The sequence below is a fragment of the Paenibacillus sp. PvR098 genome, assembly GCF_017833255.1.
In the GTDB taxonomy this organism is placed as follows: domain Bacteria; phylum Bacillota; class Bacilli; order Paenibacillales; family NBRC-103111; genus Paenibacillus_G.
Window position 1 is genome coordinate 1,680,137 of record NZ_JAFIBU010000001.1, and the last position, 19,557, is coordinate 1,699,693.

17 protein-coding genes are annotated in these 19,557 nt (G+C 49.3%); 5 read left to right on the forward strand and 12 right to left on the reverse strand.

Annotated elements, in window-relative coordinates; translation table 11 throughout:
- Position 1: 1 nt before the first annotated feature.
- From JOE45_RS08390 to JOE45_RS08420, 7 genes are all read right to left on the reverse strand, one after another.
- Complete coding sequence (locus JOE45_RS08390; protein WP_210020628.1) at positions 2 to 1,417, reverse strand: L,D-transpeptidase family protein; 1,416 nt, start codon at positions 1,415 to 1,417, stop codon at positions 2 to 4.
- Between the two features lie 169 nt (positions 1,418 to 1,586).
- The gene (locus tag JOE45_RS08395; protein WP_210020627.1) at positions 1,587 to 3,188 is read right to left on the reverse strand and encodes a stalk domain-containing protein; all 1,602 of its coding nucleotides are present in this window, start codon (positions 3,186 to 3,188) and stop codon (positions 1,587 to 1,589) included.
- Positions 3,189 to 3,216: 28 nt separating this feature from the next.
- Positions 3,217 to 5,049, reverse strand: a complete 1,833-nt coding sequence (locus JOE45_RS08400; protein WP_210020626.1) for a FecR family protein — start codon at positions 5,047 to 5,049, stop codon at positions 3,217 to 3,219.
- Between the two features lie 67 nt (positions 5,050 to 5,116).
- Entirely contained in the window at positions 5,117 to 6,952 is a 1,836-nt protein-coding gene (locus JOE45_RS08405; RefSeq protein ID WP_210020625.1) for a CHASE2 domain-containing protein, read from the reverse strand.
- 141 nt (positions 6,953 to 7,093) lie between these two features.
- Positions 7,094 to 7,330: a ferredoxin gene (locus JOE45_RS08410; protein WP_210020624.1), complete on the reverse strand. Its 237-nt coding sequence runs from the start codon at positions 7,328 to 7,330 to the stop codon at positions 7,094 to 7,096.
- Between the two features lie 99 nt (positions 7,331 to 7,429).
- Positions 7,430 to 7,924: a molybdopterin-guanine dinucleotide biosynthesis protein B gene (gene mobB, locus JOE45_RS08415; protein ID WP_210020623.1), complete on the reverse strand. Its 495-nt coding sequence runs from the start codon at positions 7,922 to 7,924 to the stop codon at positions 7,430 to 7,432.
- The gene (locus JOE45_RS08420) at positions 7,921 to 9,228 is read right to left on the reverse strand and encodes a DNA polymerase IV (RefSeq protein WP_210020622.1); all 1,308 of its coding nucleotides are present in this window, start codon (positions 9,226 to 9,228) and stop codon (positions 7,921 to 7,923) included. The genes mobB and JOE45_RS08420 overlap by 4 nt, the downstream gene beginning before the upstream one ends.
- Before the next feature lie 171 nt (positions 9,229 to 9,399).
- Here JOE45_RS08420 and cimA point away from each other — a divergent pair, with 171 nt between their 5' ends.
- Positions 9,400 to 11,019: a citramalate synthase gene (cimA, locus tag JOE45_RS08425; RefSeq protein WP_210020621.1), complete on the forward strand. Its 1,620-nt coding sequence runs from the start codon at positions 9,400 to 9,402 to the stop codon at positions 11,017 to 11,019.
- 52 nt (positions 11,020 to 11,071) lie between these two features.
- Here cimA and JOE45_RS08430 read toward each other — a convergent pair whose 3' ends face one another.
- Entirely contained in the window at positions 11,072 to 11,614 is a 543-nt protein-coding gene (locus JOE45_RS08430; protein ID WP_210020620.1) for a TlpA family protein disulfide reductase, read from the reverse strand.
- 173 nt (positions 11,615 to 11,787) lie between these two features.
- Between JOE45_RS08430 and JOE45_RS08435 the strand changes: the two genes are divergently transcribed.
- Both JOE45_RS08435 and JOE45_RS08440 read left to right on the forward strand, forming a co-directional pair.
- A complete protein-coding gene (locus JOE45_RS08435) occupies positions 11,788 to 13,104 on the forward strand; it encodes an MFS transporter (protein ID WP_210020619.1) in 1,317 nt (438 codons plus the stop codon).
- A gap of 72 nt (positions 13,105 to 13,176) precedes the next feature.
- The gene (locus JOE45_RS08440; RefSeq protein ID WP_210020618.1) at positions 13,177 to 13,611 is read left to right on the forward strand and encodes a M67 family metallopeptidase; all 435 of its coding nucleotides are present in this window, start codon (positions 13,177 to 13,179) and stop codon (positions 13,609 to 13,611) included.
- A gap of 37 nt (positions 13,612 to 13,648) precedes the next feature.
- On the opposite strand, the gene JOE45_RS08445 is transcribed toward JOE45_RS08440, so the two are convergent.
- From JOE45_RS08445 to JOE45_RS08455, 3 genes are read right to left on the reverse strand one after another with little or no spacing between them, the layout of a single operon-like run.
- The gene (locus JOE45_RS08445) at positions 13,649 to 14,386 is read right to left on the reverse strand and encodes an exonuclease domain-containing protein (RefSeq protein WP_210020617.1); all 738 of its coding nucleotides are present in this window, start codon (positions 14,384 to 14,386) and stop codon (positions 13,649 to 13,651) included.
- Positions 14,387 to 14,407: 21 nt separating this feature from the next.
- On the reverse strand, positions 14,408 to 15,475 hold the full coding sequence (locus JOE45_RS08450) for a DUF294 nucleotidyltransferase-like domain-containing protein (protein ID WP_210020616.1): 1,068 nt from the start codon (positions 15,473 to 15,475) through the stop codon (positions 14,408 to 14,410).
- Between the two features lie 48 nt (positions 15,476 to 15,523).
- On the reverse strand, positions 15,524 to 16,912 hold the full coding sequence (locus JOE45_RS08455; protein ID WP_210020615.1) for an ammonium transporter: 1,389 nt from the start codon (positions 16,910 to 16,912) through the stop codon (positions 15,524 to 15,526).
- A 352-nt stretch (positions 16,913 to 17,264) separates the two neighbouring features.
- Here JOE45_RS08455 and JOE45_RS08460 point away from each other — a divergent pair, with 352 nt between their 5' ends.
- The gene (locus tag JOE45_RS08460; protein ID WP_210020614.1) at positions 17,265 to 17,693 is read left to right on the forward strand and encodes a helix-turn-helix domain-containing protein; all 429 of its coding nucleotides are present in this window, start codon (positions 17,265 to 17,267) and stop codon (positions 17,691 to 17,693) included.
- Between the two features lie 30 nt (positions 17,694 to 17,723).
- Positions 17,724 to 18,407, forward strand: coding sequence for a zinc metallopeptidase (locus tag JOE45_RS08465; RefSeq protein ID WP_210020613.1), 684 nt, complete (start codon positions 17,724 to 17,726; stop codon positions 18,405 to 18,407).
- Positions 18,408 to 18,553: 146 nt separating this feature from the next.
- Here JOE45_RS08465 and gltC read toward each other — a convergent pair whose 3' ends face one another.
- Entirely contained in the window at positions 18,554 to 19,447 is an 894-nt protein-coding gene (gene gltC / locus JOE45_RS08470; protein WP_210020612.1) for a glutamate biosynthesis transcriptional regulator GltC, read from the reverse strand.
- Between the last annotated feature and the right edge of the window lie 110 nt (positions 19,448 to 19,557).

Consider the following 19,557-nt stretch of genomic DNA (forward strand, 5'->3'; position numbering starts at 1 on the left):
TTTAGTTCAACCACTTATATACCTTTCCGGGATTCGTTTCCTCCGTTTGGAGCGGCAGTCCAAAGGGACTCCCGCTGCGTGATTCCTCCTTCGGCAGCAGCTCATTGCTGATGGTGACAGGGGTACCGAGCGGAGTCATATCAAAGAGCTCTTCCACATCCTCTTTGCGCATCCGGATACAACCCAGCGACTCGTCTTTGCCTATGCTTGACGGCCGGTTCGTTCCGTGGATGGCGTAAAGGGTATCGGAGAGCGTCAAACCCCGGCTTCCGAATTCTCCGTTCGATTTTCCGTTCGGGTTGCGAACCTTCTCCGTGATTTCGAACGTCCCTTCGGGCGTACGATCGCCTCCCAGTCCAACGGCATAACTCCGCACGATCACGCTGCCGCTGATCAGCGCCAAACGGTGTGCAGACTTGTCCACGACAATCCGAAGCGGCTCTTTCATTGGCTTCGTTAAACCTTCCGCTTCTGAAAACGGCGCCAGTTCTTTCGGCGTCTCGTTCTGTTTCACCCATTGCGCAGTCTCCGCAAGGATCTCATCTTTTTGCCGCTCAAACAGCATTATCATATCCGGCGTAATGCCCGGCAATGCATTGTCCGGGTAAGGAGCGTTCAATTCAGCCAATTGCTTTGGCGCCTGACCTTTCCTCTTTATATAATAGGCAACAGCCGACCGCAGCACCAGCTCCTGCTCCTGCTTGGACACCCATGCGGCAACCATCTGTTCCGCTCTCGTCGGATCAGCCGGCTCGCAGACACAGCTCTCCGCATCATGATAGTTGATTTCCTGTTGTGACGCATTCTGTCTGGCTTCCACGGAAAGCAGCACCTCCGGCTTTCTAAGCCAATGAATCCAGGACGTCTGTCCCATCGGTATCCCCCTCGCAAGAATGGCGAAGCTCCCGATTCTCTCCTGCACCAGCATGCTCTGCAGCGCGGCTCCGATCCTTTCCTGGCTCTTACCTCCGGTTAAATAATAGACCTTTGTCTCCTGCAGCTGCGCCGGGGTCACGCCATCTGGGAGCGGTGCCGCGCTCTCCGTTACATGCAACGGTATTGGAGGGGGAGTAGGCGCGTACAATAAAGCGGCTGCCAGCATCATCAACATGAAGCCCAAACGAAAATAACCCATGCGGCGGCGCCGCTTGCGGGTGGATCCCCACTCCCGAATCGGCTCTACTGCCTCGGGAGGCAGGCTCACCTTCTGATTCTCGTATGCCTCGTATATTTCTCCTGCCTGCGCATAACAGTACAGCGCTTTGCCTTGTTTGCCCTGTGCTTCGTACTCTCGTCCAAGCAAATACCAAGCCATCTTATTGTTCGGATGCTCTCGGACATACGTTTTCAAATATTGCGGATCCTGCTTAAAAAAGAGTTGAAGCTGTTCTCCCGAATCCTTCGATTTCACAAGCATCACCCTCTTTCCACCTTCTCCCATAAATTATCGGCGTTTATGGTGCGGTTTTTGAGAGTACAAAGAACAAAAAAACACCTTCCAGCAGGCCCAATCATCGGCCGGGAAGGTGATTTTCATTGCAGAAGCATGTGATGCAAGGGTATCCTATTCATCTCTGCTGTGAAGCTTATCGTTCCGTGGCTCCCGTCTTGTGCCGTAAGATGGCCGTACGGGTGCCATGATCCCACTGGACGTCCAAACCGATTTCCTCCGCAAAGAAGCGTACCGGGACATAAGTGAGGTCGTGCTTGATATAAGGTGCGGCATCCGTCTCCGTAAGCCATTCTCTGCCTTCAGCAATACGCTTGATCCCGGTCCGGTCCATGGTGATCTCAACCGTCACACCCTCCTTGCTGAACTGTACGGCACGGGTCGCGTCGTCGAACGCAACTTGATAACCGAGTGCTTCCGCGATCGCCCGAACCGGTACCATCGTCCGGCCGGCCACGATTTCAGGAGGGGCTTCAAACGGGAGCCATTGATTATCCAAGACGACTTTGACGTTGTTGTCCTTGGGCAAATCAACAGGAAGGCTGTACAAACGGATCTGACGCAGCTTATTATTGAAGGCATCGGCCACAATAATGCTGCCGTCCGCTTGAACGGCTACTCCAGTCGGCCTCTGCATACGCGCACTGCCTTCAATGCCGTCCAGCTCGCCCGTCGTGCTGCCCGGCACTCCAGCAAGCGTGATCACCCGACCGTTCGATACAAATCGAATCGCATGGTTTTGGCTATCCGCAATGATCAGTCCGCCTTCCGCAGCCCAGGCGATACCAAGCGGAAAGTTAAACCTGGCCTGGCTTGCTTCGCCGTCCGCGTAATCTCCCAGAACGTACAATTCCTTCTTCGCAGCGGCAGCCCCTCCTCCAGCAACCGTTGATACGGTTCCCGCCTGCAAATCGATATAACGAATGCGTTGATTGCCGGAGTCGCTGACATATAAATTACCTTTGTCGTCTATAACGAGCCCGCCTGGTTCATTAAACTTCGCTTGGTTCAATTCTCCATCCGCGAAATCGCCGGCTGGTGAGGCTTGTCCTGGAGACACCTCTACAGCCCGGCTCGATGGTTCACTCAGCGTCCTCACTTCGCCTGACGGGGACACGCTGCGAATAACGTGGTTGAGCGTATCCGCAACATACAGCGTTCCGTCAGCAGCGACAGCAACGTCCATTGGGCGATAGAATGAAGCGGCTTTCCCCTTGCCGTCCGTTAAGCCAATTAAACCGCTGCCTGCCAAAGTAGAGACCCTGCCGGAGGCGTCGATTTTACGAATCGCATGATTGCCTGCATCGGCTACGTACACATTGCCATCGGCATCTACAGCCATTCCCTGCGGCTCATGGAATAGAGATCCACCGCTCTGTCCGTCCAACAGACCGCCGATTGGAAAGCCTTTATCATCCATTTCATACAGGACGCCTGCGTATGGGCTGACGCGTCCTTCGGTAAGCTTACGGATCAGATGGTTTCGTGAATCCGAGATCAGCACAGTATTGTCCGGCAGTATGGCAAGCCGGGAAGGAATGCGAAACGTAACGTTCTCCCCTGTTCCATTCCCGCTTCCCAAATCCCCTGAGCCTGCCCAAGTTGTTACATTGACCATGATCCGTTGATCCGCGCCTTGAAGACTATCCGATTCGATAGAGGCTGCATAGGCTCCCTGACCGCCAATCATTACGGCAGCCAGGACGGATAAAGCGACCCTTTGTACAGCTTTATTCATTGGTTTCTCCTTCCATGTGCAACCTGCTTTACTTCGTTGTAATTGTGATCGAATACGGGGCTGTCATCTCATAAACCGTATGACCCTCTTTATTGACGACTTTCACATAGGCCAGCTCTACTTTGGCCGTATTGCCGGCCAAGTTCATCACCTGAAGCGGAATGCGTGCCAACAGCCCGTTTCCGTCCAATTTAATATTATCTACACTGTTAGGCGAGTTTTCATATTGCGATGCCGCGTAAATCAGCTCTTTCTGCGTTTCGCCGCTGTGCTGGGTCACTGTTTCTGCAGCCTGTCGGTTCTGAAACACGGTACCTGCTGCATTATTAAATTTCGTGGTCTGCACGTAGTTCAATTCACCCCGATTGTACACGAGGTGGGCCTCCACAGCGTAGAACGGCTCGGTCTCCTTAAAGTGCTGCATCTCCAAATCCACATTTACACTGCCGTTCACGGGTAGGCCATTCTGCTTAACCGATACGACAGGCTTTACTGGGTGGGGTTCATCTTCAACAGATCCTCCGCCGCCCGATGAACCGCCTCCACCCATTGGCGCTGTTGGATTTATCTGCTCCTCGTTTTTCATCTGATTCTCTAGGAATTCCTGCCGCTCTGAGGGCGTCATTGCACTCATTAAAGCTTCCGATGCTCTCTGATTCGCTGCATCCTCCGCCTGTTGATTGGCTTCCGCCAGCCGGTTCATGTCTCTCTCAAGCTGCGCCGAAATACGGGAGAGGCTCTGCCTGTTTTGTTCCATCTGGTTGCGTTCGAAAAATGCGGAGGCTGAAGCATTGGACCTTTCTCCCTGCTTTATCCGCTCAATCTCCGGGTCTAGCCCCGCCGTACTGTCGATCATCGGCAGTTGCGTCAAATCTAGTTTCTTGGCAGGATCGTCAATCTGTCCATTCACGTCATCAATGATACTCCGATTCACCTTGCCTTCATCGACAGCAGCTTTAGCCAGATGCGGAAGCACGTTATCGAAGTTTTTCTTGACTTTATCTAATTCATCCTGATCAGGAAACAGGAGGCTCGAGCGTTTATCCGGCCTCTGAATACCTTGATTGTATTGTTCTTGAAGCTGTCTTTTGATTTCATTGTTTTCCTGCTGAATTTCTGGAATGCTTCTAATAAAAGCTTCTAATACCCGAGGCGATGCGGATTGGATAATAGATTGAACGTCCACATAATCCACCATCAATCTTAAATCGGAGATATCCGTACTCGAATCTAAATTGATCTGCTGGGCAGGATAAACCGAAACGAGTTTGCCCCCTTGGGGAAGATTTCCTTCTCTATCTGGTGAGGGGATCGTCGTTGCACGCACGATACCTGCAGCCACATACATGGTCGTTCTTCCGGTAATCGGGTCTACTATCGTCATATACTGCGTTCCCCGAACACCCATGACAGCTGTAGGCGTCTCCACCTCGAACTCATCCTCCGAGCTTACCAGCGATTTTACCTTTGTCCACATCGAGCCGGCCCATGTTTTCACCTTGGATTTTTTGCCGCCGGCCTCCTCAAGTAAATCCGCTATGTATACTTCCGCGCTCGAACCAATCGTCAGTTCGTCATTTCGATCCACGATACGCAACACGACGGAGGCGGAAGGTCCTGTCGAGATCGAGTCGCCTTGGTTCAGGTTCAAATTCGAGTATGCGCGGTGTGACTTGGAACCGCCGGATTTGGTGTAGGTTACATTCCCATTGACTTCAACTACAGTTGCAGCACGCACGCTTTTCGCCTGAACGGGCTGGGCCAATGCCGCTGATACCATGGAGTTCACAATAACGAACACCAATACCCACACGAACGCAGATGCCCTTTTTTTCATTATTAACTGATTCGCTTTCCCCACTTGATAACTCCTCTCTTTAGCTCTATTGCATTGAACGGCTGGAAAACATGCTTCCATTTAAACATAATCATGAAACCGAATAACTCTTGTCCTTCGCGGATACCGGGGCTCCCTTAACGCCTAGAACTTCAAAGAGCTTTAAGGGAACGCTTTTGCCCTTCATCCATTTTTCTCCGGCAAAGCTGTATTCAAAGTATTCTTTGGTTAGCTCATACGTTGCTTCAGAGACCAAAATCTGGTTCGGCTCCGTATTGGATTCGATTCGTGCCGCCGTGTTCACGTTATCCCCGATCGCCGTATAATCCACGCGGAGATAAGAACCAATGTTGCCGACAACGACGTTACCGGTGTTGATGCCTATGCCCACACTGATGGTCACGCCGTATTTTCCAAGCACATCCGCCCTAACCTTCTCCATCCCTTTTTGAATTTCATAGGCCGTTTTGACCGCGTAATACGGGTGGTCCGGTACGTCGAGCGGCGCATTATACAAGATCATTGCGGCATCGCCGATAAATTTGTCGATCGTTCCATGGTTGTGCAGCGCACGTTCGGTGATCAGATTAAACATCATATTGAGAAAATCGACCACTTCCTCCGGCTTCAGCTCCTCGGAGAGCGGTGTAAATCCGCGAACATCCAAGAACAAGACGGTAAGCTCTTTACTAATGCCCCCAAGCTGAATCTCCTGCTCGCTGCTCGCGATGGACTTAACCAGATCAGGTGAGATATAGCGGCCGAATTGTTTGGTGATATAATTTTTTTGCTTCGTCTCAAAATACGTTTTCATCGCCAGATTGCCCAAGTATGTAATAATGCCGCACGCCACTGCAGCCATAATATCCAAATATTGTGAGCTGAAAGCAAATAACGCAAATTGGCCGCCGAACAGCACAAGGATCGCACCGAATGCTAGAATGACTCCAGCAATGGCCTTCAGCTTCCAAGTGATTATCCCAAGCAGCAGCATACTCAGGAATGCCAGCACGATCCCGAAAGCCTTATTCACGGGAGTAATCACTTGGCCGGTCAAGATTTGGTTCAAGGTATTCGCATGCGCGTAAACCAGATGCATGTGCTTCTCTACGGGCGTTATCCCTTGATCAGAGCCCGGGGCGGTGTAGCCCACCAGCACCAATCGGTCCTGGAACGTTTCTGGAGGAACCATACCACTAATCACATGAATGAATGGAATCGTTTCAAAATCGTTCTCTTTCCCGTCCCAACGGATCAGCATTTCGGATTGGGGTCGACCGTCCATCGCAGGCAGATTCAGAAAACGGCTCACATCATAACCGCCCATCTGTGCAATAGCAAGACTCAAGGTCGGATAAACGCCCTGAGGAGTATCGATTTGAAGCCAATTAGAGCGGACTACGCCATCATTGTCCAGCGTCGCGTTGATATGGGCTCTGTTCACCGAACGGCTGAACATCGGGATCGGATCCATCACGGACTGCGCCATGATCAGCTCGCCCGCTTTCACCATAGTGGTTCGTTGAAACTCACCTTCCACATTGGCATGGGAAGGAATGATGATATTTTGATGCTTCGCGAGCTCTTCGGCAAGCGCCTTATCACTTTCCGAGTTATTGCTGTCAGTATACAGCCCGATATCAAAGGCAATGACCTTCGCGCCCCCTTCTTCCAGCTGCGAAATCAGCTCAGCATATATGCTTCGATCCCAAGGATAAGGACCCACTTCCTTAATCGACTGGTCATCGATGCCGATGACGATAATGTCTTCGTGAGGCGCTTGCGACATCGTTTGCCTCATATTAAAATCATATAATTGGTGGGATAACACCTGAAGTGCGCCGGTCGTCAACAGCAAAACACATAGAAATATGATGAAACCGTTCCCCAATGCGATAACGCCCGGTCTACTCATTCTATTTCTCATAACCAACCCCCTACCCAACAGCAAATAACGAATAATTTATATTAACATATTATTCTATGAATCACGTGAAAAAATTGTGGAATAAACAGGAAAAAAGCTTATTCCTGCAATAGGAATAAGCTTTCGTATGATTTTTAAATCTTACTTATTGAAAGGAGCGTCTGCCACTTTAATGGAATCCGTAGGGCAACCGTCTTGTGCATCCTGCAGATCATCATACAGATCTTCCGGAATTTCCGTTACGCCTTTGTTGCTGTCGTTGTCATAGATTACTTCAGCAAGACCTTCATCGTCGTAATCGTAAATGTCAGGTGCTGTAGCGCCGCAAGCGCCGCAGGCGATACAGGTGTCTTTCTCTACCCATGTGTATTTAGCCATGTTTTAATCTTCCTCCTTATTGTTAACCTCATCCTAAAATATAATATAAAAGCTTGTAAAGTTCAAATAGAAAGTAGTGAACATAATGATAACGTATCGTTATAGGTTTTCAATAAAACTGGCGATCGACTCGATATCATCCGGATGGAACACAGGCACATCCGGAACGACGCCTGAGGCTAGACGGATGTCAGCAGTAACCCAAGCGATAGGCGGTTCAGCTAAAGAACGAACAATTTCCGCTTGTTCCTCCGTGCGGAAGACGGCAATCTTCGCATGTGACTCACGCTTGAACCCTTCTACCATAATAAGGTGAAACCTTTCCTGAAGACCCTCGATCACTTGGGATAACGATAGCATTCGTTTCTCATATGTCCTGACAGCATCCGGTGAAATAACAATCGAAGCCGAGGCGCCGGATTCTATAAATTGCGCGGAATCGGTATCTGACACCTCTTTATAGTGTCCATGTCCATCGTGTTTTATAATAGCTACCTTCACTCCGCTGGCTTCATAATGCTCCGTCAATCGCCGAATCAATGTCGTTTTGCCGCTGTTCGCGTAACCGGTGAATCCGATCACCTTCGTCTTCATTCCTCTTCCTCCAAACCCTTTAGTCTAAGGTGATCCATTTGCAGAGAGGTGCCGCGGATTTTCCCATTCCGGATTAATGTCGAAGGATCGTCTCCAAGCATCCCCGCGGTAAGCACCGCACCTTCCCCGAATTTGTCGCGCAGCGCATCGAGCGTTTGATTCAGCTTCTCTTTTGCAGGTTGCTTCTGGTAGCTGAACAAATCCAGCTGAACCGAGGCTTCCTGTTTGGAAGTCAAGCTTTGCAGCGTAATCCCTAGAAGTCTGACCGGTTCCCCCGCCTTCCAATGAACGTCAAACAGCCTGCAGGCATGTCGGTAAAAATCCGAGGCATTTTCCGTCGGCCCATCCAGCTTCGCTGCTCGGGTGATCGTTTTCATATCGGGATCCCGGATCGTAATTTGTACCGTTTCGGCCAGCAGTCCTTGCTTTCGGAGCCTCCTCCCCACCTGATCGGCCAAATTAAGAAATACCCGCTGTATGTCCGTACGATCCGTATAATTGACAGGCAGCGTCGTTGTGTGTCCGATCGACTTGCTTTGTTCCCGTTCCGGATTGACAGTAGAATCGTCTTCCCCGTTCGCGCCACGCTTCAGAACAACCCCCAGCACGCCAAAATGCTTCGTGAGAAGCTCCGCATCTGCATGCGCCAGCTGCCCCAACGTATGAATTTGCAGCCTTTTGAGCTTATCCGCGGTTTTCTTTCCGATCCCATATAAGTAAGAGCACGGGTGCGGCCACAGCATAGCCGGCACGTCTCTTTTGCGCAGCACGGAAATCCCGTTCGGCTTTTTCATATCCGAAGCCATCTTGGCCAGCAGCCTGTTCGGCGCCACACCGACCGAACAGGGAAGGTGCAGCTCTAAGAGGATTCGCTCTTGAATTGCAGAAGCAATCTCCAGTGGCGTTCCCAAGGCTTTGGAGCCCGTAATATCCACGTAGCATTCGTCAATCGACATCCCTTCGACCAACGGAGAATATTCATAAGCGATTTTCATAAACCTTCTGGAGAAACTGCGATACAGGTCAAAATCCGGACGGATCAAAACCAGCTCGGGACAAAGCTTTAACGCTTGCCCGACCAGCATCCCTGTCTTTACCCCTTTACTGCGGGCTTGGTAAGAACAAGTGACGATGATCCCCTTGCGCAGCTCTACGCTGCCGGCGACGGCCAGCGGCTTGTTCTTATATTTATCGGGTTCCACGGCTTCATGTACGGAGCAGTAAAATGCATTCATATCGATATGGAGTATGACTCTACCGTTCACGGGATAACTATCACCGCTTCCCGGCTTCTTGTCCGGCATGTTTAAAGGCCACCTCCGCCCCCTATTGTCAGTATACTCGTCATCGAAAAGATAGGTGTTATTTTTATTTTAATAATATCCTTTACAAGAAACAATGTGCTATAATTATGAAAAATTATTTTGCAATAATTTGAAGCAGTTGACAGGTTAACGGAAACAGGAGGACATAGGATGGGGACCACAGTAAAAATATTTGATACGACCTTAAGAGATGGTACGCAAGGAGAAGGCGTCAGCCTATCCGTTGAAGACAAACTCAAAATTGCCCAAAAGCTGGATGCACTGGGCGTTTCCTATATTGAAGGCGGATGGCCGGGTAGCAACAACAAAGACATTGAGTTCTTCATTCGGGTGAAGGAGCTCGGTCTGAAGCAGGCCAAAGTGACTGCTTTTGGCAGCACCCGCCGCAAGGATACTTTGCCGGAGAACGATGCTAACCTGAATCGCATTCTGGAAGTCGGTGTTCAAACCGCTGCGATTTTCGGCAAATCCTGGGATTTTCAGGTGCATACGGCTATTCAAACGACGCTTGAAGAAAACCTATCTATGATTTATGATTCCGTCCGCTATCTGAAGAGCCATGGGCTGGAAATCATTTATGACGCGGAGCATTTTTTCGACGGATACAAAAGCAATCCCGAATACGCAATCGCGACCATCAAGAAAGCGGAAGAAGCCGGTGCCGATTGGATCGCCCTTTGCGATACCAATGGCGGGACTCTCCCTCACGAAATATCAGCCATCGTAACGGCAGTGCGTCAAGCATTGACTTGTCCGATCGGTATCCATGCCCACAATGACTGTGAGGTCGGTGTAGCTAACAGCCTGGCTGCCGTAATGGCCGGGGCTACACAGGTTCAAGGGACGATTAACGGGTATGGAGAGCGATGCGGGAATGCGAATCTCGCATCCATCATCCCGAACCTTCAATTAAAGCTGAAGTACGACGTTATCAGTGACGAACAGCTTGCGACTTTGACGAATGTAGCACGCTATGTCAGCGAGATCGCCAACATGCATATGCCCATTAACCAGCCGTATGTCGGCGCCGCTGCTTTTGCCCATAAAGGCGGTATTCACGTTTCGGCCATTCTGCGGAATTCCAGCACGTACGAGCATATTACGCCGGAGCTTGTCGGAAACAAGCAGCGCGTACTCGTATCCGAGCTGGCAGGGCAAAGCAACCTGGTGTTCAAGGCACAGGAATTGGGACTCGATTTCAACACCAATAATCAGCAGACCAAGCAATTAATCGAACAAATCAAAGAGATGGAGCATCAAGGCTATCAATTCGAAGGGGCCGATGCAACATTGGAGCTGCTGATTCGCGGAGCATACGGACAGCTTGAGGAAGTCTTCGCTTTGGAGTCCTTCAAAATTATGGTTGCCAAATCCGTCGATCAACCGGTGGTTTCTGAAGCGATCGTGAAGGTAAGGGTGCATGGAGAGACGATTTACAACGCTGCCGAAGGCAACGGCCCAGTGAACGCGCTTGATAATGCGCTTCGCAAATGCCTCTTGAAGTTTTATCCGGGGATTGAAAATATGCATTTGACCGACTACAAGGTTCGCGTATTGGATGAGAAAGATACAACTGCCGCCAAAGTGCGGGTGCTCGTTGAATCGTCCGATTTCCAAAACACGTGGAATACGGTTGGTGTGTCCGAGAATATCATTGAAGCAAGCTGGCAGGCCCTCGTAGACAGCATGCGGTACGCCCTTCTCAGCCAAATCCCTGCTGCGAGCAAGCAGGAAGAGCAGAGGGAGCGGGTTGGACTCGTTAATCATTAATATTAGTAATAAAGCTGCAGCCGTCTATCATAACGGTCTGCAGCTTTTTTTATTAGTCGGCTGAATCGATCAGACGCCTGATTTTCTTATCCAGCTCCTCTGCTGGAAGCACATGAATCACTTCGAGCAGTCTTCCTTGCCGATCAATCAAATAGCTTGTCGGCACGAATAAAATTCGATACGCTGCCGCCGCTTCTCCTTTTGAATCAAGAAGGACGGGAAACTCAACCTTATGCTGCTTCACAAAGCTGCGCACCAGGCCCATACTGTCATCTTTGGTCACATTAACGGCGTACAAATCGAACTTTCCCTTATACCGATCGTACACCTGTCTCAAATCTGGCGCTTCTTCATGGCAAGGTCCGCACCAGGAAGCCCAAAAATTAATCATTAACGGCTTATCCCGAGTCCCTCCAAGCTTATAATCCGAGCCATCCATGCCCTTCAATGACATCTGTGGAACCGGCTGACTTACAGCCAACCGGTTTGAAGCGGCTGCTGCTTGGGAAGAGGCAGTCGGTGCCCATAGATGTTGGTAAACCGCCAGCCCTGCCAAAAAGAGCACGACCACCAGAAGCATTCCGTTTTTCCTCATACTTTCCCCCTCCTGTTCCCCATCCGTATCGTTCTCTATCCTAAGTATTCCCTTAATTCAAGGAAAGATTGCAGGTATCACCGATTTGGCTGGAATAAGTCGGAAAGCATGAGAGCGAAGAGATTAGGGCACATTAGAGCTACATTCGTTGTAGTCAGAGAGGTTGGTTCGTTATGGAAAAAGTAAAAAAGAAAAAGCTGCAGATTATATTCGACAGCGATATTGAACCGGATTATGAGACAGGAAAGCCAGAGCAAACCAAAGAAAAGAATGGAAAGAACAAAGGCGAATCCAAAGGACAAATCTGGGAATTTATCGCCATTGCGAGTGTACCTTTAGTGCTGGTTCTAGGCAATTCCATGCTCGTTCCCATTCTTCCCGAAATGCAGGAGCGGCTTGGCATCAGTCAGTTTCAAAGCAGCTTGGTCATCACTCTGTTCTCTGTCACGGCAGGACTGGTGATTCCGATATCCGGTTATTTATCCGACCGCTTCTCCAGAAAAGCGATCATGATCCCTTCATTAATCATATATGGGGCTGCCGGTGTGCTCGCAGGCTTCGGTGCCGTCTGGAATTCATATACTGTAATTATTATAGCAAGGGCCATTCAAGGATTGGGAGCTGCCGGTACGGCGCCGATCGCCATGGCTTTGGCAGGAGACCTGTATAAAGAAGCAACGGAAAGCAAAGCACTCGGCTTGACCGAAGCTTCGAACGGGGCAGGCAAGGTCATCAGCCCGATTCTGGGAGCACTGCTCGCATTATGGGTCTGGTACGCCGCCTTCTTTGCTTTCCCTTTCTTTTGCCTTCTGTCCCTTCTCGCCGTAATGTTTTTACTCAAAGAGCCAAAAAAGAAGCAGCCAGCTCCCAAACTCGGGGCCTACATGAAAAGCATCGGGAACGTGCTAAAAGAAAAAGGCCGATGGCTGATTACATCTTTCTTCGCCGGTTCCTTGGCATTGTTTGTCCTATTTGGTGTATTGTTTTATTTGTCAGATATTCTTGAGGTCCCTCCTTATAACATTGACGGAGTTAAAAAAGGCTTTGTGCTGGCCATTCCTCTGCTCGGATTGGTGGCAACGTCCTACACGACTGGGTCTGTCATAAAAAAGAACGGGAAGCTGATGCGATGGCTTATGAACATCGGTCTTGCTTTGATGACCTTATCCTTAGGGCTTTGCATTTTCTTCTTCAACAACAGCATCTACTTGTTCATCGGCTTGCTAACGCTCAGCAGCATTGGGACGGGCCTTCTGCTGCCCTGCCTTAACACGATGATCACCGGGTCTGTTGAACGTGAGCAGCGCGGCATGATTACTTCCTTATACAGCAGTCTGAGATTTTTGGGGGTGGCTGCTGGTCCGCCATTATTCGGCTGGATGATGGAAAAATCGCATCAGACAGTGTTCATCACTGTTACAGCCTTAGCATTTTTGGCGCTTGGTTTAGTATTTTTCTTAATCAAACCAGAGGGCAAGGTAGGAGGATAAAAAGAGGCGTAGTGACAACTGTTCATGTATAATAGTGGTATGAATCCTACGTCGATGAGGTCGCCTTTAAAGATGAAAGTGCAGCAAATATTACGTATCCGCCGTCAGGCATGGACTGCCATGCTTCAGCATTGTGTAGATCAGAAGCCGAAAGAGGCCTGTGGTTTTCTATTTGGGAATGAAGAGGCCATTGAGCTTTTTGTGCCAATATCCAACATCCACATGCAGCCCGAGCGGCATTATATGATGGATCCGGCTCAGATGATTCAAGCCTTGTTTGCGGGGCACTACGGAAATCAAAAACCGGCGGGGATTGTACATTCTCATCCCCGTACCCCTCCTATACCCTCTGCTGAAGACATGTCAATATCTTGGAGGGGCGGGGCCTATCACTGGATCGTTTCCTTGTCGGATCCTCAAGCTCCCCAAGTGAAAGCTTATGAATATGTTCCTCAGGAGTATGGGCCCTGCTCCTATACTTCACACCCTATTGATATTTTGGAATGAACACAAAAAATCCCCGGTTCACGGATCTGCCAATCCATTACCGAAGATGACTGAGCTGGGTATATAGGTCACCCAGTGTCTGGATATCTCTTGCTTCTACCTCCAACATAAGCTTCGACCAGAGCTTCGCAGTCATCATCGCATCTTCCAAGGCATGATGCCGCTGCGTCACTTCAACTCCGTACAGATCAAGCAGTGTATCCAGATCATAGGCTTTAAGCTTAGGATTTAGCCACTTCGCAATCATCATGGTATCCAATAATCTGTGGGATAAGTTTACCTTAGACGTTCTCCATAATGCGGAATTCAGAAAATTCTTGTCGTGACCGGTACCATGAGCAACAAGCACCTTTTGCTGCACAAATTCAAGGAACTCCCGAAGGGAATGCAGCAAGTCTGGTGCTCCTTCCACCATCTGATTCGTAATCCCTGTAAGCTCTTCAATTTCCGCAGGAATGGAACGTTTTGGATGGACTAAGCTGTAGAAGGTATGGCTCTCCGCAATCTCGCTTCCGTTAACCGAAACAGCTCCGAAAGAAATAATCTCGTCACCGTTATACGGAGAGAAACCGGTTGTTTCCAAATCGAAAACAACCAGCTCCACCGTACTCAAAGGAATTTCGTATAATGAATTTTTCCGCTGCTCCTTCATGATGGATCGAATGAAGGCCATCTGTTGAGCGCTCTGCACATCGAACATGGAAGTAAGAGCAGAGGTCAAACCGCCCGTTTTGTACAGATGCCACATCCTTCCGGCCGGCTTCATATCCTTCATAAAAGATCTCTCCTAACCTTTTTATCTCTTTGAGAAGGCACTTTTCACATATTTCTGCAAATCGATCCCTATACGCAAGCAATGCTTCAGTTCCGCTGTCCGTTCCTTGGTCAATTGGTCAGCCGTTAGCTTCCCACGGGTAGTGTAATGGCTGCCTTCCACTTGATAAGGCGTCATGGAACGCAGCTTTAATGCGATGGTCAGCGCCTCCAGCCAATCATAGCCGATTTCTTCTTCCACATGACCTCCTGCTATTAGTGCCTCGATCCGCTGTTCTGTAGAAGAAATGTGAATTCCCGACTCTAACGCAAGCAACCTCACTCCATTAACAATCGGAATATAAGCCCCATACTTGACGTCAACGCCCCCGGCATCCTCACCATATCGCTCTTTAATGAGCTGTCCGAATACCCCGATCGATACTTTGTGATGCAATGTATTATGAAGCATGTGCCCCAACATATCAGAGTTCTCATCGATATATTCAATGATGTCGCTGGTTATCATATCGCCTAAACCAACCTCTCCAAATACCGTGCGAACATCGGCTGCGATAAGCAGATATCTCACATTCTCCCAATTCGGGTCCTGCAGCCTGTCACGCAGCATATGCTTATAGCCGGATGCCGGCTTACGCCATTTTTCATTGGTGCAGATGACGCCGCCACTGCAAGGAGGATAACCAGCCTCTTCCAAATTTACGGAAATCCGTCCTGACAACTCGGCAAAATAATGTTCTGACTTGGCGCTCAGCTCCTCGCTTTCGGAATCAGCGTAAACAAGCCCGTTATCTTGGTCGCTCCATAGCGTCTGCTCCCCCCGTCCCCCGCTGCCGAACAGCAGGAATGCATAAGGAACCGGCGGGGCTTCACCCGATTCACGCTCCATCTGCAGCTCCGTTAATTGGATGACACGCCGGATGATGGTGTCATGCAGCTCGTTCACTTCTCTGTTCCAATCTAATGGACGGACAAAAAGGAGATGCCGCTGAAACTCCTCATGTGCCTGATCCCGAAAGGCCCTTAGCTCTTTCACCTGTTGAGCTTTAGCTGCTTCCCGATGAATCATTTCCATAGAGAGACGTTCCATGCCGACATCCCCTTCATTCTCATTAAGTAAGATCGTTCATTGTGTACGTTATACGCCTGTCGTAGTGCCGCCTTGAGCCGCTCTCTTCATTTGCTCAGGGTAACCGTACGTACCATGCTCGGACAGGTCGAGACCGACGATTTCTTCTTCTTCAGTAACCCGGAGACCGATAGTGGCTTTCAGGATCGACAGGATGATCCAAGATAGAATGAGTACGAAGAAGAATGCGCTGAATACACCCATCGCTTGCACTCCCAATTGCTCAAAGCCTCCGCCATACAGTAGACCCGGCTTACCTACGCCCACTTTCTCAACAAGCTCCGGTTTAGCGAAAATACCGTTGGCCAGCGTTCCCCATACTCCTGCAATACCGTGGACAGAGAAGGCATAAATCGGATCATCGATACCCGCTTTTTCAAACCATTGAGCCGTAAAGAAAGTAATTATTCCAGAAATCGCACCGATAATGATGGCATCTCGGACCGTAACGAAAGCACAAGAAGCTGTGATGGCTACCAATGCGGCAAGCACACCATTCAACATGCTAGGAATATCTGCCTTGCCGAAGTATATCCATGCAACGATAATTGCTGCAACACCGCCTGCTGCCGCTGCCAGATTCGTGGTCATGGCGATGTATCCGAAGAAACCGTCACCCATCGCGCTGAGCGTGGAGCCCGGGTTAAATCCGAACCAGCCGATCCAGAGAATAATGACACCAAGGACAGATAACACTTGGTTGTGACCAGGAATTAAATTCGGAGTTTTATCCTTATTATATTTACCGATCCGCGGCTTAAGCATCAGCGTAGCTACGAGAGCTGCCGTTGCGCCTTGTAAATGAACAACCGTGGAGCCTGCAAAATCTTGTTTTCCGTGTCCTGCGAGCCAGCCGCCGCCCCAGATCCAGTGAGCAACGATCGGATAAATAACTACGACATACAGTATGCTAAAGATAAAGTATACCGACAATTTGGCGCGTTCGGCAAATCCGCCGAATGCGATTGCTAGTGAGACCCCTGCGAAAGCCAGTTGGAACAAAAACTTAATTCCGATCGGTACTTCAGAAAAGGATAACGCCCCGAAGGCTGCCGCCGCTTGCGCTTCCGTCCCGTCTACGAAGAATCCCGTCAGTCCGATAAACCCGTTACCATCGCCGAAGGCTAAGCCGAAGCCGAGAGACCAGAAAGCGATGGCGCAAATACCGAAGGTAAGGATTGTTTTACCTGCAACGTGCCCTGCGTTCTTCATTCGAGTGGAGCCAGCCTCCAGCAAAGCAAACCCGGCCTGCATGAAGATAACGAGAATGGCAGCCAACATAACCCAAACCGCATCGACAGCGTTTTGCAGTTGTGCCGGTGTGGCTTCCTCAGCAAAAGCCATGCTTGGAACCAAAACTGACATAAGGCCCGCGGATATTAATAATTTCTTTAACATACTGACCACTTCCTTCTTAATGTTAGTTTTTATAACATCTTTTGAAATTCATAATGTCATTATATACACGACATTTCTTTTTGGCAATAGGTTATTTTCATAAAATCGTGTAAAATACGAAAAATAACCTGACATATCATGTTCATTATTCGGTTTTGAGGTTGTGAAGAAGTCGAATATTCGTTTTACCGCCAACATAATATAATCCGTTACCTTGAATTACGTTCAGTTTCTCCATAAGCTCAAAGCATAACGTTTGACTGTATGGTTCGGATTCAGTATTATTACTACTATAGACCTTAAATAGTTCTACCTATATATGGCGAGAACGGAGGGAGTGCATCATGGGGATATGAAGCTTTATAAAATCGGTGAGCTGGCAATCTTATCGAAGGTCAGCCCCAGAACGGTCGACTATTATACGAAACTTGGACTAATCCAGCCGGAAAAAAGGTCGGACACGAATTATCGGTTGTACAGTGACGAAACCTTAACGCGGCTGAAACGTATTGAAAGTATGAAGAGGGAGAAGTATACCTTAGAGGAAATCAAGGCTACTTTGCAGCAGTGGAACAAGGTGAGCCATGATGAATTAGTGACAGATAAGCTGACGTCTTTACAGCTTTTATTGCAGCAGCTAGAGAAAGAGGCGAAAGAGGTTGGACCGCTTCTCGAGAAACTGAAGCCGTCACAGCTGAAAACCCTTCACAAGTCGCTAACACAGCCTACGGCTGCATGTATCGAAGCCTTGTTGCTGTTGCTGGGTAAAGGTCCCCTTTAAAAATAAATTGAATAATGGAGGAATGAATCTATGTTTTTTCACCCTATGGATTTTCTTATCATTGCTGCGTTCGGCCTTTCATTATGGGCGCAGTTTCGGGTCAAGGGGACATTCAATAAGTGGTCCGAGGTTCCGATTCATTCAGGTATGACCGGTTACGAAGCCGCCCGCCGATTGCTTGACGCTAACGGACTTTACCACGTTCCGGTTGAACCGGTTCCCGGAGCACTGACGGACCACTACGATCCAATGGCCCGCGCCGTCCGGTTGTCGGAGCCAGTGTATTACGAGAATTCCATCTCAGCCGTATCGGTTGCCTGTCACGAGGTTGGCCACGCTATTCAGCATCAACAGTCCTACCCGATGCTAGTACTTCGCCACCGGATGTTTCCGATGGTAAACCTGACTTCAGGCATTGCTCCATTGTTGATCTTGGCCGGTCTCTTCTTTCAACAATTTAACTTCCTGCTCGGAGTCGGGATCATCTTCTTCTCCGCTGCGGTAGCCTTCCAGCTCGTGACGCTGCCGGTCGAATTCAACGCCAGCAACCGCGCACGTGACCTGATGGTCGCCGAAGGCTTTATCACGAACGATGAAGAACGGGGAGTGGCAAAGGTCTTGAACGCCGCAGCCCTTACCTATGTAGCCGCGGCGCTGATTTCCTTGCTGGAGCTTATTAAGTACATTATGATCTTCAACAACCGTAACGAATAAAAACAACACAAAGATGCCGCCCGGCGCTTCACTGAAGCACCGGGCGGCTTTTCTGTTGATTCTATTTAAAAGGTCTCGTGTTCGCCGCTGTTATATTTTAAACTGGCCCACCAAACCTATCAGAGATGCCGGCATGAATCCCATGGTTATTTATACTTGATGAAGAAGTCGATCAAAAATTCCCGGAACACCTCGGCTACAAGCGGAAGCTTCTCCCTCGAACGATGAATCAGACCCACACTGCGTGTGACTTGCGGTTCAATCACCCGTACTTTAACAGGCTGAAGCTCGCTGATTTCCGTGAGTGCCATTTCAGGCAGCAAGCTGACACCCATACCCGCAGCGACCAGACCGCGTATCGTGTCGGTTTCTTCTCCCTCAAACCCAATGCGCGGGGAAAAACCGGCCTTCGCGCACGCGTCCAGCACAATGGAGCGCAGCGAATATTCTTCGCTGAACATGACGAACGAATCTTCCTTTAACTGCTCGAGCCGAATCGTTTGATATTCGGAAAGCACATGCCCTTGCGGGACGATTGCAAACAGCTCCTCCCGCAGCAGCAGCTCTCCAGCAACATGACTATGCTTTTCCGGAAATGGAGAAATAAATGCCAGATCGATTTCGCCTTGCATTACATCTCGAATCAGGCTGTTATAGGTCCCCTGCCGGAGCTTAAATTTAACATTCGGATAACTTTTTCGAAAATGGGCAATCACAGTCGGAAGCAAGTAAATCCCCAAACTGTGGGGAAAGCCGACGCGAATTTCACCATGCTCCGGATCTAAATATTCATGAATTTCATTCACAGCTCGTTCAAGATCCGTCAACACCACTTCGATTCGGCTTAGAAAAAGCTTTCCTACTGCGGTAATCTGCAGATTTCTTCCCTTTTGAACAAACAATTGCACGCCGAGTTCTTGCTCCAATTGGTGGATTTGCCGGCTAACCGCTGATTGCGCTACATGCAGCTCTTCGGCGGCCTGAGTCACATGCTGTTTACGCGCCACCTTTACAAAATACTGCAGCTGTCTAAGTTCCACGTTGATTTTTCCCCCTGTATTCTGTCTTTAAATATTGTTATTGGACAAGTTCTCTAACAAAAGCTTATAATATATTTCGGTGGAATACCAATCATTCTCAAATCCCTGAA